The organism is Clostridium sp. OM05-9, assembly GCF_003481465.1.
Lineage (GTDB): Bacteria > Bacillota > Clostridia > Lachnospirales > Lachnospiraceae > Coprococcus > Coprococcus ammoniilyticus.
In genome coordinates this window covers 283,759-301,692 of record NZ_QULF01000002.1, presented here as the reverse complement: position 1 = coordinate 301,692, position 17,934 = coordinate 283,759, and the positions used below count along the sequence as shown (strand labels likewise).

Here is a 17,934-nt window from a genome sequence, read left to right as displayed (position 1 = left end):
AATTCTATTATATTATTCGTTTCTGAATTTGAATGGATCAACAAATGATCCACCACCTAAATTTTTTGTGTAAACAGAAGAATCACTGGCAACATTGCTGCTGTCTGCACTTCCACCAAGTGTGGAATCGCCCATTCCTGAGCCTCCGCCACCGCCGAGTGTAGATTCTTCTCTGCCCTGAGGATCTCCTCCAAAGGATGCAAAGGAACCTGATCCGGCGTTTTCACTGCCAGATGAACCTGGTGTATAGACGGCAGCATTTCCGTTGAAATACTTGGCATCCTTCATGATCTCATCAAAGTCTACTCCCAATTCTTCATTAATTGGATTGGTAGCAAGAAACTGAAGATGAGAATCCATCAGATTTTTAAATGCCATTGTATAATCACGATACTGCTGTTTGATTCCTTCAATGCTGTCTTCAATCCGATCCAGCTCTTCCCGTGCCTGATGAACTATGTTATTTGCCTTGATTTTGGCATCATTTTCAATGATCTTAGCCTTGTCATTTGCATTCTTCGTAGCTTCTTCTGCATTCTTCTCTGCAAGCATAAGTGATTTCTGAAGCTTCGATTCTGTTGTTCTGTAATGAACCAGACTATCGGTAAGTGTTTTTACCTGATTTGTTAATTCAGCATTAGACTTATATAATTCCGTATAACTCATGACAACAATGTCAAAAAATGAGTCAACATCTTTTTTTGTATACCCCATGCCATGCTGAAATTTCTTTTGTTGTAAATCAACAGGTGTAAGCATTTGTAATCCTCCCTATCATACCTTCAGAATATGTTGATACAGACTGATATCAAAATTGACTTAATATTTTCCTAATTCAGGAGAAAGAAAAGCATCATTTAATAACTCTTCTCTGAGATCGCCTGATACATAGATGTCAGCAGGTGCTGCAATAAATATATTACCGGATATCGCCTGTAATGAACCATCTAAGGAATAACATGCGCCGGCAATGAAATCAATGATACGCTGGGCTGTTGATAACTCCATACCTTCCATATTGATCACAATCGCCTGACCACCCTTTAAATGGTCAATGATCATCTGGGCATCATCAAATTCATCTGGTTTAATAACAAATACCTGCTGGGAACCTCCCTGGCTTCTGTTGTTAAAAGATACAAGTTTTGAATTGCCTGATGATGCTGGAGCTGATGTTCTGGCAGCTTTTGTAAATTTCTGCTTTTTTGCAGGCTGGGCTGCTGTCTGTGATGCAGCGGTAAAGGAAGATGCACGTCCGTTTACAGCTTTGGTCTTTGGAACATAATCCTCTTCGAAATCCTCTTCGTCATCGTCATCATATTCATCATCTTCAAATAAATCATCTTCATATTCATCACTGGACTCATCTACTTTGAAAAAATCCAGAAAGCTTTTTTTTCCATTCTTTGCCATAATGGTTCTCCTTTAAATATTATAATTTCTTTCACCGAAGATACCGGTTCCAACTCGGACCATGGTAGCACCCTCCTCGACAGCTACTTCATAGTCATTTGTCATACCCATTGATAAGACATTCATATGAACATTATCAATGTTTTTAGAATTGATGTCAAGTAATAATTCCTTAAGGCGACGGAAGTGCACGCGATTCTCTTCCGGATTGGCTACAAATGGTGCAATCGTCATCAGTCCATCAATATGTATATGAGGAAAGTCTTTGATCTGCCGGATCAGGTCTTCCGTTTCCTCAACGGATACACCAAACTTGCTTTCTTCCCCTGCAACATTTACTTCTATTAAAACAGGAACAACAACATTATGCTTTGCTGCTTCTTTTTCAATCGTTTTTGCAAGATTCACGGAATCAACAGAATGTATCAGGCAGACCTTATCAACGATATATTTGACTTTGTTCGTCTGCAGATGCCCGATCATATGCCATTTGACCGGTCTGGATATATGTTCATATTTATCGACCAGTTCCTGAACCTTGTTCTCTCCAAAATTTTCAGCATCTGTATTCTGTAATAATTCTTCAATATCACTTAACGGTTTGGTCTTGCTGACAGCGATCAGAGTAACCGCATCCCTGTTCCGACCAGCCCGTTTGCATGCTTCTGTGATCTTTTTATCTATGCTTTCGTAATTTTCCTGTAACATCATTCATCACTCCTAATATATGATCTGGTTTTCCTTTACGGAGGTGGCATCCAATGCGATCCTGTCGTAAGCAGAGATACCATATGCGGTATTTGGATCAATGATCGAATAATCATCACCATCTACAATAACATCAATCTGCTTAAATACTGCAGTACCTTGTGTAACGCAGAAAACACCTTTTAATTTGTATGTGCCGGCGGTAGATGTGTTAAATGTAATATCTGATTCGTTTGCTGCAAGAACGGTATTATCATCTATATCTGCCGGGTCCACATAACAGAAATGATCATCTGTAAAATATATAGTAGGGGATATCTGTTCAACCGAAGTTGTTCCATCCGCTGTTAATACGATCTTATTAAAATATTTTTTCTCGGTTGTTCCGCTTCCTCCAGTCAGATAGCTGACTGGGATCATCAGAACATCCTTTTCGGTAATCGCTGAATTCGGAATCTTTAGTCCTTTTGTTTCTGAGAATACAAATGTGATATTCAAATAACGATCAGCGACATATTCTGCCAGATAACGGTGCATATTTATAATAATGAAATAATTTCCATCCTGTTCAACTGTTTCATACTTTGCAGATAACCGTCTGGATGAATCATTGATTGTAAACCGGATTGTTTCGTTCTTTTTGATTTTTTCATATTCTTCTTTCGTAAGCATGACTGCAATCTTCCAGTTTTCATCATCTATGATCTTATATATAGGTTTCCCGGACTCAACCACATCGCTTTTTTTCAGCATTTCTTTGGTATATTTTGTTTTATCAAAATCATCTGCTGAAAGATTGTTGATATCATAACCTTCAAAGCCATCCATGTAATAGGTTACAATACCGCTGACATTTGATTTCGAAGCTGAAAAAGTTGAATCAAATGACTGGTTTGAAGATAACTGCTCAAGCGCCATATCTTCATACATTTCCAGAACCTTATTGTCCATGGAATTTTTAAATTCATATACTTCTGAAAAATCTGACGGTGAAAATCCTGCTTTAAAAATCTGAATCTGTTTGCTTAGATCTTTATAATCATTATCGGATAACACACTGCTTCCGCTATTTTGAACATCAAACAATGCATCCTGCATGGAACCGGTTTCATCAACAGAATATACACTGGCACCCTTTGCAACTTTTTCGCCATCCCGGATATAATAGCAGACATATCCGGAGGTAGAGCTGTAATTCAAAGTTTCTTTTCTCACAGCAAGTCCGGTGGCAGTAAAATTCGTATCATAATTGCTCTCTTCCACCTGAAATACACTCAGATCATGGTCACCAAGCGACATAATGATACGAATCAACATGTATACAAACATAATTGCAAATATGATAAATCCAAAACTGATCTTCACCGGCTGCCATTTTCTCTTCTTTCTTCTTATGGAAGCCATATATATCTCCTTTTACTCCATATAATATGTGCGTATAAGACAGTTGATATGGAACTATAAAGCAGCAATGATATTATCTTTATATTCGTCCGGAACATCGGAACTGTCCGTTGCAAAACATATTATAATACTGATATTAAATTTCTCACTGATATTATTAATGATATCCAGTGCTACTTTTACCTGCTCTTTATTGACATAAGCAACAGATGTAAAATTATCAATGTAAATCTTCTCTATATCTTTTGTCTGGGAAATTATTCCGAGAACAAACCCTGCAAACATCTCCAGATTATTAACTTCATAATTAGTGCAGTTGATCATACGGACACGATTACTCAGCTCATATAAGTGCTTGTTATTATTGTCGATAAATACAACAGAACCTGCTACAACCTTTACTTCATTATTGACCTTGTCAATTAAAACCTTTGTTTTTCCTTTTCCTTTATCACCTGTAATAATCTGAATCATAATAAACCTCCTGAATGATTTAAAATATATTAAAACAGTTATTTGATTAACTGTTTATTTTGCAGTATTGATCAACATTGTCATATCATTATATAACGTACTACGGTCTTCTGCACCTGCGATAACAGCGATATATTTGTCGCCGGTATCATCCTTTACAAATTCAAGGATCAGACAATTACCCGCAGCCGTCGTCGTTCCCGATTTCCAGGATCCCAAAGAATATCCTTCCGGGAACTGAAATTCACCTGAAATATATCCATTCGTCGCTTCTAATGTAACGCTTCTTGTTTCACCATTTGCATCTGTATATGTAAAATCATAAGATGTCAGGGAATCAATCAGATATGCCAGATCATGTTTGATAAATTCTGAAAAGATCAGATAAAGATCATATGCAGTTGTATAATGGTCATCCGAATGCAGGCCGTGGCAGTTCACAAAATGCGTATTCGTAGCTCCAAGCTCATATGCCCGTTCATTCATTTTTTCAACAAATGCATCTTCGCTGCCGGCAATCCGTTCTGCCAGAAGAACACCACAATCATTATAGGAACGGATCAGCAATCCGTATAACAGGTTCTTAACTGTAACTTTACATCCTTTTGTCAGGTCACTAGCTCCGACGTTATTTTCCTGAAAGGTAACGGTATGACTTAAAGTAATGGTTTCATCAAGCGATAAGGAACCATCTTCAATCGCTTCAATCACAAGAAGTCCTGTCATTAATTTTGTCATACTGGCAGGATATATTTTATCATGTGCATTATGGACGACCAACGCTTCCTGTGTTGTATCGTTCAACAGTACCGCAGCTTTTGTATCTTTATAATTATCATCCGCCAGGCTTTCACCATCCGGAATGACCGTATGTTTTTCTCCGAAACTGTCTGTACTGTACAGCGGCAGATTTTCTGATATTCCAAGCACAAGCTGATCACTGGTATCATAGCTTCGTCTGGCACATCCGGTAAACAGGATGCCGATTGTCAGGATGGAAATCAGCAGTTTTATCTGATATTTCATATCAAACTCTCCATTGTTTATTTGTAAAATTCTCTCCAGTCCAAATCGCCCCGATCAAGCGCCTTGATCAGAAGCTCTGCAGTCGCAAGATTGGTTGCTAATGGAATATTGTGCATATCACAAAGTAAAAATATATTATTGATATCCGGCTCATGAGCCTTTGGATGTAATGGATCTCTCAGAAAAATAACCATATCAATATCATTATTTTCAATCTGGGAACCTAACTGCTGTTCCCCTCCGAGATGTCCAGCGATATATTTATGAACATTAAGGTTTGTGACCTCTTCGATCAAACGTCCTGTCGTTCCTGTTGCATATAATTCATTTTTGCTTAAGATTCCTCTGTATGCAATGCAAAAATTCTGCATCAGTTTTTTCTTTGCGTCATGTGCTATTAACCCTATATTCATAGCTCTCCTCCTAATACTTTTTCTTTTGCAGGTTTATGTTCAAAACGAGTCCGATTCCGGCACTCATACTGACAAGCGAACTTAGTCCGTAACTGATGAACGGGAGCGGCAGTCCTGTATTCGGCAAAAGTGCTGTTGCAACTCCGATGTTGATAAATGTCTGGAATGCAACAAGCGCCCCAATACCTGTCGCAATATACATTCCTTTTTTATCTTTTGCATGCCTGGCAACCCGAATACATTGTAACACTATCAGGCATAAAATTGCAATAATAATAACACTTCCAATGAATCCTAATTCTTCTCCGACCGCCGAAAAAATGAAATCTGTCTGCTGCTCAGAAATCAGATTGGTATCTTTTACGGTAGCTACCGTTGAATTGTTGATCCCTTTTCCGGATAGCTGACCGGAACCGATTGCCATAACTGAATTATCCTGCTGGTCAGACGAAGCACCATATTCACTTCCGTATATATGTCCCAGAATACGATTAATCTGATAAGTTTTCAAAAACTGAGGCAGATTATCCTGCTGAATATACCAGATAAATCCTCCAAATGCGGGAACCAGGACCAGAATCATGATACCGATCAGCTTCAGACTCAGCCCTCCGACAAATATAATGATAAAAAGCGTTGCCATAACACAGATTGAGGTTGAAAGGTCTGGTTCGGCCACAATCAGTCCAACAGGAACAGCCAAAAATACTGCAAGCTTTGCAAGTACTTTTGGCGTGTTAAGATTTTCATAATTTTTTTCCAGAAATGCAGCCGTACACAGGATCAGAATGATTTTTGCAAATTCTGATGGCTGAATGGTGAACGAATCTGATATATAAAACCATCGATGAACTCCTGTATCTCCGCCACCGGAACCTGCGACAAGAACCAGAAACAACAGACCGATATTGATGACATAGAGTACCATATAATATTTGCAAATAAAATTATAATCGATCAGTGATACAACGATCATACCGATGATACATGCACTGACACCGATCAATTGTTTCGTCAGGAAGTCCGGACGAACGCTGCAGATCGTAATGCTTCCCATGATCATGGCTGCGATCACGAACAGGATCAGCTTAAAATTATAATTGATCAGTCTGTACTTTTTCTCCGTTGATATGTCCATCTGTTTGAAGTGTTTCATCTTTTTCTTTTTCCTTTTTCATATGTATTCCTTTAACCGGGATCTTGGCGATCAGGAAGGATTCTGAAAGCTGTACGGTTGTATTTGGCGAATCAATATTAACATAATTAGAAACGCATTTACACAGATCATCCCGGATCCTTGTGATGACATCTGGCGTACATCCGATCCGGTCGGCCATCAGGATATATTTTAAACGTTCTCTGGCATAATGACCAGAATTATAACTTACAACATTGTTGATTACCTTGATATCTTTCATTCCTACCACTCACCCCTTTTATGCATGTTTTTTTCGAAATAACCGTTTGAAAGGGTTTCGCCGGATCGATGTATTGTAATCAGTCAAGGGAATACTGTCGCCAAGAATCCGTTTACAGATATCGATATAGGCATTGCCGGATGTTGTATTGCTTCCAGCAAGTGGTTCTCCTTTATTTGTTGATATAACGATCTGTTCATCATCCGGTATTACACCCAGAAGGTTGACGGCTAGAATATCAACAACATCATCGACAGACATCATGTCACCTTTTTTTACCATATCATATCGTACCCGGTTGATGATAAGGTCAATCGACGTAATCTCATTTGCTTCTAACAGCCCGATAACACGGTCTGCATCCCGGATCGCAGATACCTCTGGTGTTGTAACAACAATTGCTCTGTCTGCGGCTGCAATAGCATTTTTAAATCCCTGTTCGATTCCGGCAGGACAATCAATGATTATATAATCAAAATCCGAACGCATTTCATCGATCAATTTTATGATCTGTTCCGGAGAAACAGCGGTTTTGTCCCTGGTCTGTGCACATGGCATTAGAAAAAGCTCCGGATTGTTCCTGTCTTTTATCAATGCCTGCTTATAGCGGCAGTTTCCTTCTACTACATCAACCAGATTATAAACAATACGGTTTTCCAGTCCGAGGACGATATCCAGATTTCGCAGTCCGATATCCGTATCGATCATGACCACTCTTTTTTTCAGACCTGCAAGACCTGTGCCGATATTGGCTGAAGTTGTGGTTTTACCAACGCCTCCCTTTCCTGATGTAACAACAATTACTTCACTCATAAAACACCTCCGTAAATTATCTTTTCATACTGATTTTTAGAATTTTTATCTTATAGTGAAGCTTGCGACAGCGGCTGAAAGATCAGTTGGTCATTTTCACAGTATGCTATCACTGCATCCTTTGTATTTAATTTATCATGGAACTGTCGTTTTGCTGCATAGCTGACAGTTCCGATCTTTATATGAACCGGTTCCATGGTAAGAGCCAGTACAAAGCGTTTTTTCTGCAAATCTTTTCCGGCGACTGCACTTCCATGCAAGTTGCCGAGGATAATGATATTTCCACCGGAAATAACTTTTGCTCTTTTTTCAACATTACCAATTATTATAATACTTTTTTTTACTTCAAGTGTTTGACCACTCCGAATGTTTCCGTAAAAAAACAGGTTGTTATCTTCTGAAGATGAAACATTCTGACCTGCGGTATCATCTGGTGATACTTTTTTATTTGAAGCGGCCGTATCTGTAGCAGGAGCTTCATGTCTAATAACATGATCCACATGTGCTGTATGTCCGACAGCGGCGGGCTGCCGGTGTTTTGACCTGTGCGGAGGAATATCAATCTGATTGCAGAGATCCTCTGTTCTCCCTTTATCAGGAATATCGCAAATAAATTCCACCTCAGTCTCCGGCAGATGATTTAATGCAAACAGAATCTGCGCAATCTCCTCTCGGCTCAACTCCCGTCCTTCAAAAGAAACAGAAATTTTTCCTTCTTTTTTTAAAAATGCATTTTGATGCTGTAATTTTTCTTTTATATCCATCAGGAGCTGCTCCAATGGATCATCATTATGAAATATAATTCTGATCCCGTGGCTGTTCGCCTTAATAATAACGTCGGTATTCATGTTTCTTACCTCGTTTTCATAAATATAACTGTTCAAAAATGAATTTATCCGACGTATCTTATCTTTTAATCTGAAAGTGCATTGTTACCGGTGATCGTTGTATTTTCAAGTACATCCGGATCGTATAAATAGGCATATACAAGTCCGGTCAATTCGACTGCATTACCGGAAGAATATCCAAACGGGATTACACTTGTAACCGTAACTTCAGGATTTTTATATGGTGCAAATGATACAAATAACGCATGGTTCGGTCTGGCATCACTCTGCTGGGCCGTACCTGTTTTGCCGGCTACTGCAACATTGATCTGATTAATCAAAGCACTGCTGCTCGTATGGACGGAAACAACCTGACGCATGCCCTGTCTGACAACATTCCATTGCTCGGCAGGAAAATCGAGCTGGTTGTGAACCTTGTGCTCATTTTTATATACAACATTACCGTTAATATCCTTGATATCTGAAACAAGACTCAGGTCATAGCATGTACCACTGTTTGCTAGTGTTGTAACATATCGGGCAAGCTGTGTTGCTGTAAAGTTATTTGTACCTTGTCCAATCGCAGTACGGATCGCATCCGCATCTGATATCTGCGGTTTACTTTCCGGCAGTTCAATGCCGGAGGTGCTGTCAAATCCAAACATACCTGCATATTTCTGAAGCCGTTCTACACCAGTGATATCGCTATAGGTTCCGGTATCTTGTGTTGCCATACGGTAACCCAGTTCATAGAAGAAATAGTTACAGGATTCTTCGATTGCCTTGGATATACCGATTGTCCCATGTGCTGATGGATAAATCCAGCATTTCGCAGGTGTTTCTGTTTTATCAAAATATCCTTTGGTCTGGATCACGTCATTAATACCGATTGCGCCTTCATTCATTGCTGCAAATGCAGTTATCATCTTGAAGGTGGATCCGGGAGCTGTCTGCTGCATCGTTGCTCTGCTGTACATTGGTGTTGTCTTGTCCGACGTAATTTTTGCATAATAATCTGCATCAATGGAATTTGTGAGCTGATTATTATCATAACTTGGATAACTTGTCATTGCTTTTACAGCTCCGGAATTTGGATCAGTCACAACGATCGAGCCGGAACATGGATCCAGTGCCAGCATGGCAGGAGTTATCTCATATTGTTCTATTTTTTTACACATAAAGTCAAAGCTGCTGATGGATCCTGCCTTATAATCGGAATAGTCCTCATCTGTTGCCATATTTAAGATACCCTGGTCATATAACAGATTAATAACCTGACTTCCTGTAAGTTCTCCTGATATTATCATATATTTGAAAACAAGTTTGTCGAAACTGGTATTATTTTCAAATTCTTTTAAAATATATTCCGTCAGCACATTGTAGATTTCATCTGTATCATAATAGTCACTTTTCGTTGAAATACAGGAAATGTCGATTGCGCCCTGGCTGATCGCATATTTCAGATACTCACACAGCGAAATATTATTATTGATATAAGATACATAGGTATCATCTGTTTTTGATATCTTGCTTGAACTGTAAATGCCTGCATCACTTAATTGTTCGCAGATAAATTCCATATAATCCTGATACTGTTCTGTCAGATTATATAATGGTATATGACTTGAATTCAGGATATCATCCAGTCTTCCAAGTGTATAGCTTTTGGAACTCTGAAATGTATCATTTACTGAACGCTCAAGATCTGTGGCATCCTTTGCTGCCAGATCGTCAATGCTGATAATGTTATTATCAAATAATGCAAAATAAACGTCAGTGATCGGGATATCATCTTTGTCATTTGATGTTGTTACATTTTTAATATGTGCAAGCAGGATGGAAGTAATTTCCTTTTCCAGAGCATTATAACAGTATTTTTGAAGATCCGAGTCAATCGTCAGATAAATGTCATTTCCTGCTACAGAATCCTGCGAATCAATAACCTCGATCACCTTCCCCAGATTATCTACATACATTTTCTGATATCCGTCTTTACCACGCAGATAAGATTCAAATTCACTTTCCAACCCGGCCTTTCCGATCATGTCATCAGCCGTATATTTTTCGGAATCATCCAGATTCTCGTTATATTTGTCCATCTCTTCATTTGAGATATTTCCGATATATCCGATAATATGTGCGTAATAAATAGCATCATTATAGACACGGTGGGATTCTACGTTTACTTCCATGCCTGGTAGTTCATTTGAATTTTCTTTGATCGTTGCATAGCTTTCCTCGCTGATACCATCCGCAAGCTGGACAGACATGTATTGCTGGTAACGGTTCAGCCAGATCTCATACCGGACGGCAAGAATCTTTAATGCTGCTTCATCCGAATAAGTATCTGAAATATTGAAGAGATCCTTTCCTCTCATATAACGGAATACATCTTCTGCTGTTGAGGATGCCTGCTGATCTGTCAGTTTATCGACAGAGCTGGCACTGTATACATTCATAAGAAAAGTATTCAATGATGTTCCTGATACTGTAAACTCAAATCCTTTTCCTGTCAGCTTGATCGGCAGACTGACTGATATTTTATCTCCATTCTGCTCCAGAATCAGGATTGTTTTATATACTATATCATTTCGCAGTTCGTTGGATGTTGTTCCCTGTGCAGCAGCAATCTCTGACAGATCGGTAGCACTGTTATATGACAATGTATAGGAAGCTTCATTATAAGCAATCAGTTTTCCGTTACAATCGTATATATTTCCACGGGTTGCTTTCACCGAGACTGTTTTCACTGATTTATAGGTAAAGCTTTCCTGATACTTTTCTCCGTTTACGATCTGTAGATCAAACAGACGGTAAACCAGTACACCAAAGAGAACCAGAACGATCAATGTCACAACAAACAACCGGTGTTTTACATGTTCTACAATATTTTCTTTTATCAGATTCAAAAATTCTTTTATCATTGTATTTTCCTTCCAGTTCTTATTCGTTTGCTTTTTCCAGACGCTTCAGTGTCTTGTTCACAAATACAAAAAACTTGAATATAAAGAGTGTGATCAATGCTGTATAGATCATTTCCGGAAGAATGATATCCTTCAGATAGGTTGAAAATTCCAGCCTGTTCCGCAACAAGAAAAAGATAATATATGTTGCAAAATTAAAAAACAGATCGTCGATCAGAATGATCAGCATTGGTAAAAGAACATCTTCCACCAGATATAAACGGTGGAAAAATCCATTGCAATATCCAAGAATCATATAAAGTATCATAAACGGTCCAATCGCATATCCAAAATACAGATCATACAGAAAACCGCAGAAAAAACCAACCAGCATTCCTTCTTTTCTACCGCGCATAAGACCAAAAGAAACTGTCAGTATCAGCATCAGATCCGGTGCTGTTCCGGCAATTTCTATATAGGGAAATAATGCAGTCTGTAATACAAAACATATAATGATCAAAATTCCTAATGTAAATACTCGTTTCAATTCTGTTTCAACCTTCTTCTACCATTTAGTTCTGTCAATTGTTTTTAATCTGTAACATTTTTCTTTGTCTGGCGGATCACCAGAACCTCTTCAATATTAGAAAAATCAGCAGCCGGCGTAATATACGCTGTCTTGGTCAGATTGTTGGAATCATTTTCTATCTTTGCAATATAGCCTATATTGATTCCAGAAAGATATTTGCTCGAAACATGTGAGGTCACAACCTGATCTCCTTCTGATATATCTGCATCTTTATCTATATTTTCCGCAAGCAGGTAGCCGTCTGCATAATTCGTTAGGCTTCCGGATACATTACAGATTGCCTGAGCCGGCAGGATTGTTGCATTTACATTTGTTGTATCATCGATGATCGAACGGACCTTTGCATAATCCGCTCCAATCTCTGTGATAATTCCGCACAGACCATTTCCATATAATACATTACAACCAATAGACAGTCCATCATCGGTTCCTTTGTCAATATAAAAGACATCAAACCAGTTTCCGGTATCCTTAGATATAACTCTTGCTCCTGTCTTATCATAATCAGTATACTGTGCATCCAGCTCATACAGCTTCTGCAGCCGGTCCAGCTCATAAGAGTTCTGTTCATATTGGGCAAGTGTGGATCTATAGGTATCCAGTTGTTCCTTTAACTGATCGTTTTCCGCCACGATATCTTCGTAATTTTTCAGTGCTTCTGCCTTGGATTCTACCCAGCTTCCTACTGTATTTACTCCTTTTTGCATTGGAAGAATAAACGTGTTTGTTGCATTACGGACTGACGGCATTATACTGTCAAAAAACAGTGATGCGATCATTAAAACTACACATACTATCGTTAATGCAAGCAAAAAATATTTTGGAGTTATTTCTATTCTTTTTCTGTTACGACGTCTCATTCAACATTCCTCTTTCTGCCAGACTGACAAAACAATTATTCCCTATAATAATATGATCAGATAACAGGATTCCAAGCATTCTGCCTGCTTCTGCTACTCTCTTTGTCAAGCAGATATCCTGTCTGCTTGGTTCCGGATTCCCGGATGGATGATTATGCAGCAAAACAACATATGCTGCGTGATAGCTTAAGGCATCTATAAAGATATCCCTTGGAGATATAACTGCATGATCGATCGTTCCCTCTGATATACAGTTTTCTCCCAACAAACAATGTCTGGAATCAAACAACAGGCTGTAAACCCGCTCTTTATCCAGATATTTGGTACGTTCCATAAAATAATCTGCTATACTCTGCGGATTGCCAAATGTCAGAAATGGCTTATATTCCGCTTCCGCTATCCGTCTTGATAATTCACCGATACATTGCATCTGGATCGCTTTTACATATCCGATCCCATCAATCGACATCAGTTCTTCCAATGTCAGATGCTTCAGCCCGACTAAGCCTTTATGAACCGAATGACGGTTCAGAATACGCTGGGCTGTAACCAGTGCATTTTCTTTTCGGCTTCCGCTTCGAAGTATAACTGCAAGCAGTTCAGCATCATTCAAAGCGGATGGACCACTCTGCTGACATTTTTCATATGGCCGCTCTGTAACAGCCATATCCCGCATTGTAAAATTAGAATTCATATGTCCTCCTTTTCTCTCCGCCTCTCCAATGTCTGAAAGAAAGGTGACATTCGAACTAAATCTACCACACTATAAGGTTATTTTCTACCATTTTTTGCAATGTCATTACAATTCCAAATTTTGCATGCTGATAGGTAAGTCCTCCCTGAAAATATACAGCATACGGTTCTCTCATAGGGGCATCCGCACTAAGTTCAATTGAAGAACCGGATACAAATGCACCGGCCGCCATGATGACAGGAGAATCATATCCAGGCATATCCCATGGTACAGGCTTTACATAACTGTCAACAGGTGCAGCCGCCTGAATCCCTTCACAGAAAGCAACCACACGTTCCGGTGTCTGAAGTTCAACTGCCTGTATGATATCAAAACGATCCTCTGTCTTATTCGGGACTGTCTTAAAACCAAGATTTTCATATACATTTGCAGCAAAAATCGCACCCTTTAAAGCACTTGCCGTAACCGATGGAGCCATGAATAAGCCCTGCGCAAAAGCCTTTGTATTATTTAAAGATGCACCAACCTCTTTGCCAAGTCCCGGAGTTGTAAGACGGTATGCGGCATTTTCCACATATTCCTTCTTACCACAGATATAACCACCGATCGGAGCCAGTCCGCCACCCGGATTCTTGATCAGGGAACCTGCGATCAGATCTGCGCCATAGTCTGTTGGTTCTTGATCCTGAACAAATTCACCATAACAGTTATCTACCATACAGATGATGTCCGGACGGATACTCTTTACAAATGTGATCACTTCTCCGATCTTCTCACAGGATAAAGTCGGACGTACGGCATAACCCTTGGAACGCTGGATCTCCACAAGCTTTGTGTGTTCATTGATCGCATTTCGGATCCCTTCAAAATCAAACTCTCCTTCCGGTGTCAGATCTACCTGGGCGTATGTAACACCATATTCTGCCAAAGAACCCGGTGAAGGGCGAAGTCCGATGATCTCATCCATCGTATCATATGGTTTTCCTGAGATTGCAAGCAGTTCATCTCCCGGTCTTAAGTTACCAAATAACGCCGTACAGATCGCATGTGTTCCACAGGTGATCTGAGAACGGACCAGCGCATCTTCCGTATGGAATACATCTGCATAGATCCGTTCGAGTGCATCTCGTCCGTCATCGGTATAACCATATCCGGAGGAACCTGCAAAATGTGCTTCCGCCAGACGATTATCCTGCATGGCTTTGATGACCTTCATCTGGTTGATCTCACAGATGGCATCGATCGCTGCAAAACGGTCCTTTAAGCTGTCTTCAATCTTCTGACAGTAATCAAATACCCGTTCATCAATGTGTAAGGATGTATAATAATCTTTTAATAATGTGTTCATTTTATCTGCTCCATTTTATTTTATGAAATAATTCCCTTTGACCGCAACTGTTCAAGCATGAAATCCATAATGGTATCTTCTGATGTGAATTCACTCTTATCCACCCAGGTGACTTCTTTTTCCCTCTTAAACCATGTGATCTGACGCTTGGCGAAATGTCTGGTATCACGTTTTAAGATATATAGGGCTTCATCCAGAGATGTTACACCATCCAGATAATCGAGGATCTCTTTATATCCAAGCCCCTGCATGGATATCAGATCTTTTGTATATCCCTGATCCTTTAATGCCTTTACCTCTTCGATCAATCCCTGTTCTACCATGATGTCAATTCGCCTGTCTATTCTATCATATAATTTTGATCTTGCATCATTTAACACAAAATATTCAAAATTATATGGAGAAATCCGTTTGGATTCTTTCTCGTTATGTTCGGAGATCGGGTTTCCTGTCTCTTTATAGAATTCCAACGCCCGGATCACACGTTTGCGATTGTTATAATGAATGGCTGCGGCTGACGCCGGATCCACTTTTTCAAGCATCTGATGAAGGTAGAGATTTCCATGTTTTTCCGCAAGCTGTTCCAGATAAGTACGATAGCTTTTATCATCGTCATTTTCATCGAAATGAATATCGTATAAAACTGCCTGAATATAAAAGCCGGTTCCGCCGACAATGACAGGTATCCGTCCTCTGGCATAGATATCATCCATCGCCTTTGTTGCAAGTTCTTTAAATAATACAACATTAAACGGCTCCTTCGGATCTAATACATCGATCAGATGATGGGGAATGCCATCCATTTCCTCCGGCATGATCTTGGCAGTTCCGATATCCATCTTTCGATAGACCTGCATGGAATCTGCAGAAATGATCTCACCATTTATTCTTTTTGCAAGACCGATCGACAGATTTGTTTTACCTACGGCTGTCGGTCCGGTTAATATAACAAGAGGCTTCATTTGCTGCTCCATTTCTATATAAGTTTAATTACTAAACAATTCGTTTGAATTTCTTTTCCAGTTCTGTCTCTGTCATGGAGATCAGGGTTGGTCTGCCATGCGGACAGGTATATGGATTTTCAAGCTTCATCAACTGATCGATCAGGATGTCTGCTTCCTTAAAGCTAATGGAAGTATTCCCCTTTATCGCAGCTTTACATGCCATTGTGGAAAGTTTACTGATAAATGTATCAATCGTCTGCTTCTGTCCGTTTTCGGATAACTCTCCGATAAATTCCAGAAATAATTCTCTGCCGTCTAATCCGAACAGATTTGCCGGAACGGCTGACAGCTTGTATTCTTTTCCACCGAAGCCTTCAATCTGAAATCCCAGATTCTGGAAAAATTCCAGATTTTCCCGTAAGAACTCTGATTCTGTTCCGCTCAAGGATACGATCGCAGGTGGCATCAGATACTGAGGAATGGCAGTCTTATTCTTATAGTTTGCCATTAATTCCTCAAATTTTACCTTTTCATGTGCGGCATGCTGATCCATGATAAAGAACTTATCTTCGTACTCGATCAGCCAGTATGTCTTAAATAACTGCCCGATGATCCGGTGCTTTTTCTTAGCTTCCGGTGTCAGAAATTTATCTTCAAACATATCCATCTGCTCGTATTTAATCTTAGCTTCCGATGTGATCGGTTCCTGTTTCTTCTGTTCTGATGTTTCGTTAGTCTGTACACTCGCTTCAGCAGAATTTAATGCTGTCTTTGCCGGTTGTGTCAAATACGGAACAATATTTTCAGCAACCATATTATTTGTGATATTTTTACCAGACTGATTATCTTCTTTCAAATATTGGATTTCAACCGGCGAGCTGCTTCTGTTTTCCATCGTAACAGATGGTGTCGGTGTTGGTTGAGCAGATATACCTGAATTTGCCGGTTGCATTGGCATGCCTGGCTTTTCCTGCTGCGCTGGCCTTGCCGGCTGCGGAGGAAGCTCTGCGGCTCTCCTGTTAGCTTCGAATGGCTCCGGGCGCTTCTCCACCTTGCGTTCTGCCAGTGTCTCCGGCCGCTTATCCTTTCCCGGTGTAACAGTCGGGATAAGTTCTTTAAATAACAGCGCCTTTCTGACACTGATATAAGTAAAATCATACATATCCGGTTCATTTATGAACTTCAATTCCCGTTTTGCAGGATGGATATTTACATCGATCAGAGATGGATCAATCTCAAAATTGATAACTGTAAATGGAAATTTATGAACCATAACAAAGGTACGATATGCATCTTCGATTGCCTTTGTTAATATATTGCTCTTTATATACCTTTGGTTTACATAATAATCTTCAAATGAACGGTTACCTCTGGATATACTCGGTTTTGCAAGATATCCTGTGATCTTTACCTGATCATTTGCTGCATGGATTTCCAGAAGGTTATTCGTAATATCTCTACCATATATATGATAGATGATCTCTTTTAGTCTGCCGTTGCCGGATGTAAATAGCTTATCTGTTCCATTCATAATAAACTTAAATGAAACATCCGGATGTGACATTGCCATACGACAGACAAGATCGTAGATATACGAGCCCTCTGTTGCAGGCGTCTTCATGAATTTCTTTCTGGCAGGTGTATTATAAAACAGATTTCTTACAACAATCGTTGTACCAAGCGGTGCGCCGATTTCCTCATTTGAGATCTCTTTTCCGCCGTGGATCTGGTATCTGGTTCCGGTAAGCGCATCTTCCTGCTTGGTGATCAGCTCTACCTGGGCAACTGCGGCTATACTAGATAACGCCTCGCCACGGAAGCCTAAGGATGCGATCTTTAACAGATCATCCGCCGTCTGAAGCTTACTGGTTGCATGACGAAGGAAGGCAACCGGAACTTCCTCCTTTGAGATACCACATCCATTGTCTGTGATACGGATAAAGCTCATACCACCTTCTTTGATCTCGATGGTGATCGCAGTTGCACCCGCATCGATGGAATTCTCCACTAATTCTTTTATAACCGAGCCGGGACGTTCGATCACTTCACCGGCTGCGATCTTATCAATTGTATATTGATCCAGTAATTTTATCATAGGTT

Annotated in this window: 18 protein-coding genes; all 18 read right to left on the bottom strand. The window is 39.7% G+C overall.

What is annotated here, in order from left to right:
* Positions 1-12: 12 nt before the first annotated feature.
* Positions 13-759, bottom strand: coding sequence for a DivIVA domain-containing protein (locus DXB77_RS04445; RefSeq protein ID WP_117822630.1), 747 nt, complete (start codon positions 757-759; stop codon positions 13-15).
* A gap of 60 nt (positions 760-819) precedes the next feature.
* On the bottom strand, positions 820-1,413 hold the full coding sequence (locus tag DXB77_RS04440) for a cell division protein SepF (protein ID WP_021943871.1): 594 nt from the start codon (positions 1,411-1,413) through the stop codon (positions 820-822).
* A gap of 12 nt (positions 1,414-1,425) precedes the next feature.
* Entirely contained in the window at positions 1,426-2,121 is a 696-nt protein-coding gene (locus DXB77_RS04435) for a YggS family pyridoxal phosphate-dependent enzyme (RefSeq protein WP_117784845.1), read from the bottom strand.
* Between the two features lie 12 nt (positions 2,122-2,133).
* Entirely contained in the window at positions 2,134-3,525 is a 1,392-nt protein-coding gene (locus tag DXB77_RS12980; RefSeq protein ID WP_173783615.1) for an HlyD family efflux transporter periplasmic adaptor subunit, read from the bottom strand.
* Positions 3,526-3,579: 54 nt separating this feature from the next.
* Entirely contained in the window at positions 3,580-3,999 is a 420-nt protein-coding gene (locus DXB77_RS04420; protein ID WP_117807557.1) for a twitching motility protein PilT, read from the bottom strand.
* Positions 4,000-4,053: 54 nt separating this feature from the next.
* Positions 4,054-5,025, bottom strand: coding sequence for a serine hydrolase (locus DXB77_RS04415; protein WP_117784847.1), 972 nt, complete (start codon positions 5,023-5,025; stop codon positions 4,054-4,056).
* Between the two features lie 17 nt (positions 5,026-5,042).
* Positions 5,043-5,438 carry a methylglyoxal synthase gene (locus DXB77_RS04410; RefSeq protein ID WP_021943866.1) on the bottom strand — a complete coding sequence of 132 codons (396 nt, stop codon included), beginning with the start codon at positions 5,436-5,438 and terminating at the stop codon, positions 5,043-5,045.
* Between the two features lie 10 nt (positions 5,439-5,448).
* Positions 5,449-6,594, bottom strand: coding sequence for an FtsW/RodA/SpoVE family cell cycle protein (locus DXB77_RS04405; RefSeq protein WP_182427476.1), 1,146 nt, complete (start codon positions 6,592-6,594; stop codon positions 5,449-5,451).
* Positions 6,533-6,856 (bottom strand): cell division topological specificity factor MinE, encoded by a 324-nt coding sequence (locus tag DXB77_RS04400; RefSeq protein ID WP_021943864.1) that lies wholly within the window; start codon positions 6,854-6,856, stop codon positions 6,533-6,535. Before DXB77_RS04400 ends, DXB77_RS04405 begins: the two co-directional genes overlap by 62 nt.
* 18 nt (positions 6,857-6,874) lie before the next feature.
* A complete protein-coding gene (gene minD / locus DXB77_RS04395; protein ID WP_117784848.1) occupies positions 6,875-7,669 on the bottom strand; it encodes a septum site-determining protein MinD in 795 nt (264 codons plus the stop codon).
* 50 nt (positions 7,670-7,719) lie between these two features.
* The gene (locus DXB77_RS04390; RefSeq protein WP_117807558.1) at positions 7,720-8,517 is read right to left on the bottom strand and encodes a septum site-determining protein MinC; all 798 of its coding nucleotides are present in this window, start codon (positions 8,515-8,517) and stop codon (positions 7,720-7,722) included.
* 65 nt (positions 8,518-8,582) lie between these two features.
* Complete coding sequence (locus tag DXB77_RS04385) at positions 8,583-11,420, bottom strand: penicillin-binding transpeptidase domain-containing protein (RefSeq protein WP_118483988.1); 2,838 nt, start codon at positions 11,418-11,420, stop codon at positions 8,583-8,585.
* Positions 11,421-11,439: 19 nt separating this feature from the next.
* The gene (mreD, locus tag DXB77_RS04380; RefSeq protein WP_117807560.1) at positions 11,440-11,946 is read right to left on the bottom strand and encodes a rod shape-determining protein MreD; all 507 of its coding nucleotides are present in this window, start codon (positions 11,944-11,946) and stop codon (positions 11,440-11,442) included.
* A 44-nt stretch (positions 11,947-11,990) separates the two neighbouring features.
* Positions 11,991-12,848 carry a rod shape-determining protein MreC gene (gene mreC, locus DXB77_RS04375; RefSeq protein WP_117807561.1) on the bottom strand — a complete coding sequence of 286 codons (858 nt, stop codon included), beginning with the start codon at positions 12,846-12,848 and terminating at the stop codon, positions 11,991-11,993.
* On the bottom strand, positions 12,835-13,542 hold the full coding sequence (gene radC / locus DXB77_RS04370; protein ID WP_021943858.1) for a DNA repair protein RadC: 708 nt from the start codon (positions 13,540-13,542) through the stop codon (positions 12,835-12,837). Before radC ends, mreC begins: the two co-directional genes overlap by 14 nt.
* 61 nt (positions 13,543-13,603) lie before the next feature.
* Positions 13,604-14,890 carry a methionine gamma-lyase family protein gene (locus tag DXB77_RS04365; protein WP_118483986.1) on the bottom strand — a complete coding sequence of 429 codons (1,287 nt, stop codon included), beginning with the start codon at positions 14,888-14,890 and terminating at the stop codon, positions 13,604-13,606.
* A 20-nt stretch (positions 14,891-14,910) separates the two neighbouring features.
* Positions 14,911-15,852, bottom strand: coding sequence for a tRNA (adenosine(37)-N6)-dimethylallyltransferase MiaA (gene miaA, locus DXB77_RS04360; protein WP_118483984.1), 942 nt, complete (start codon positions 15,850-15,852; stop codon positions 14,911-14,913).
* A 31-nt stretch (positions 15,853-15,883) separates the two neighbouring features.
* Entirely contained in the window at positions 15,884-17,929 is a 2,046-nt protein-coding gene (mutL, locus tag DXB77_RS04355) for a DNA mismatch repair endonuclease MutL (RefSeq protein WP_118662727.1), read from the bottom strand.
* Between the last annotated feature and the right edge of the window lie 5 nt (positions 17,930-17,934).

Excerpts from the sequence above, each read along its gene's own strand:
- DXB77_RS04410 (WP_021943866.1), bottom strand. The coding sequence starts at position 5,438 with ATGAATATAGGGTTAATAGCACATGACGCAAAGAAAAAACTGATGCAG.
- DXB77_RS04415 (WP_117784847.1), bottom strand. The coding sequence starts at position 5,025 with ATGAAATATCAGATAAAACTGCTGATTTCCATCCTGACAATCGGCATC.
- DXB77_RS04440 (WP_021943871.1), bottom strand. The coding sequence starts at position 1,413 with ATGGCAAAGAATGGAAAAAAAAGCTTTCTGGATTTTTTCAAAGTAGAT.
- DXB77_RS04385 (WP_118483988.1), bottom strand. The coding sequence starts at position 11,420 with ATGATAAAAGAATTTTTGAATCTGATAAAAGAAAATATTGTAGAACAT.
- DXB77_RS04365 (WP_118483986.1), bottom strand. The coding sequence starts at position 14,890 with ATGAACACATTATTAAAAGATTATTATACATCCTTACACATTGATGAA.
- DXB77_RS04435 (WP_117784845.1), bottom strand. The coding sequence starts at position 2,121 with ATGTTACAGGAAAATTACGAAAGCATAGATAAAAAGATCACAGAAGCA.
- DXB77_RS04445 (WP_117822630.1), bottom strand. The coding sequence starts at position 759 with ATGCTTACACCTGTTGATTTACAACAAAAGAAATTTCAGCATGGCATG.
- minD (WP_117784848.1), bottom strand. The coding sequence starts at position 7,669 with ATGAGTGAAGTAATTGTTGTTACATCAGGAAAGGGAGGCGTTGGTAAA.
- miaA (WP_118483984.1), bottom strand. The coding sequence starts at position 15,852 with ATGAAGCCTCTTGTTATATTAACCGGACCGACAGCCGTAGGTAAAACA.
- DXB77_RS04400 (WP_021943864.1), bottom strand. The coding sequence starts at position 6,856 with ATGAAAGATATCAAGGTAATCAACAATGTTGTAAGTTATAATTCTGGT.
- radC (WP_021943858.1), bottom strand. The coding sequence starts at position 13,542 with ATGAATTCTAATTTTACAATGCGGGATATGGCTGTTACAGAGCGGCCA.
- DXB77_RS04405 (WP_182427476.1), bottom strand. The coding sequence starts at position 6,594 with ATGAAACACTTCAAACAGATGGACATATCAACGGAGAAAAAGTACAGA.
- DXB77_RS04420 (WP_117807557.1), bottom strand. The coding sequence starts at position 3,999 with ATGATTCAGATTATTACAGGTGATAAAGGAAAAGGAAAAACAAAGGTT.
- mutL (WP_118662727.1), bottom strand. The coding sequence starts at position 17,929 with ATGATAAAATTACTGGATCAATATACAATTGATAAGATCGCAGCCGGT.
- DXB77_RS12980 (WP_173783615.1), bottom strand. The coding sequence starts at position 3,525 with ATGGCTTCCATAAGAAGAAAGAAGAGAAAATGGCAGCCGGTGAAGATC.
- mreC (WP_117807561.1), bottom strand. The coding sequence starts at position 12,848 with ATGAGACGTCGTAACAGAAAAAGAATAGAAATAACTCCAAAATATTTT.
- DXB77_RS04390 (WP_117807558.1), bottom strand. The coding sequence starts at position 8,517 with ATGAATACCGACGTTATTATTAAGGCGAACAGCCACGGGATCAGAATT.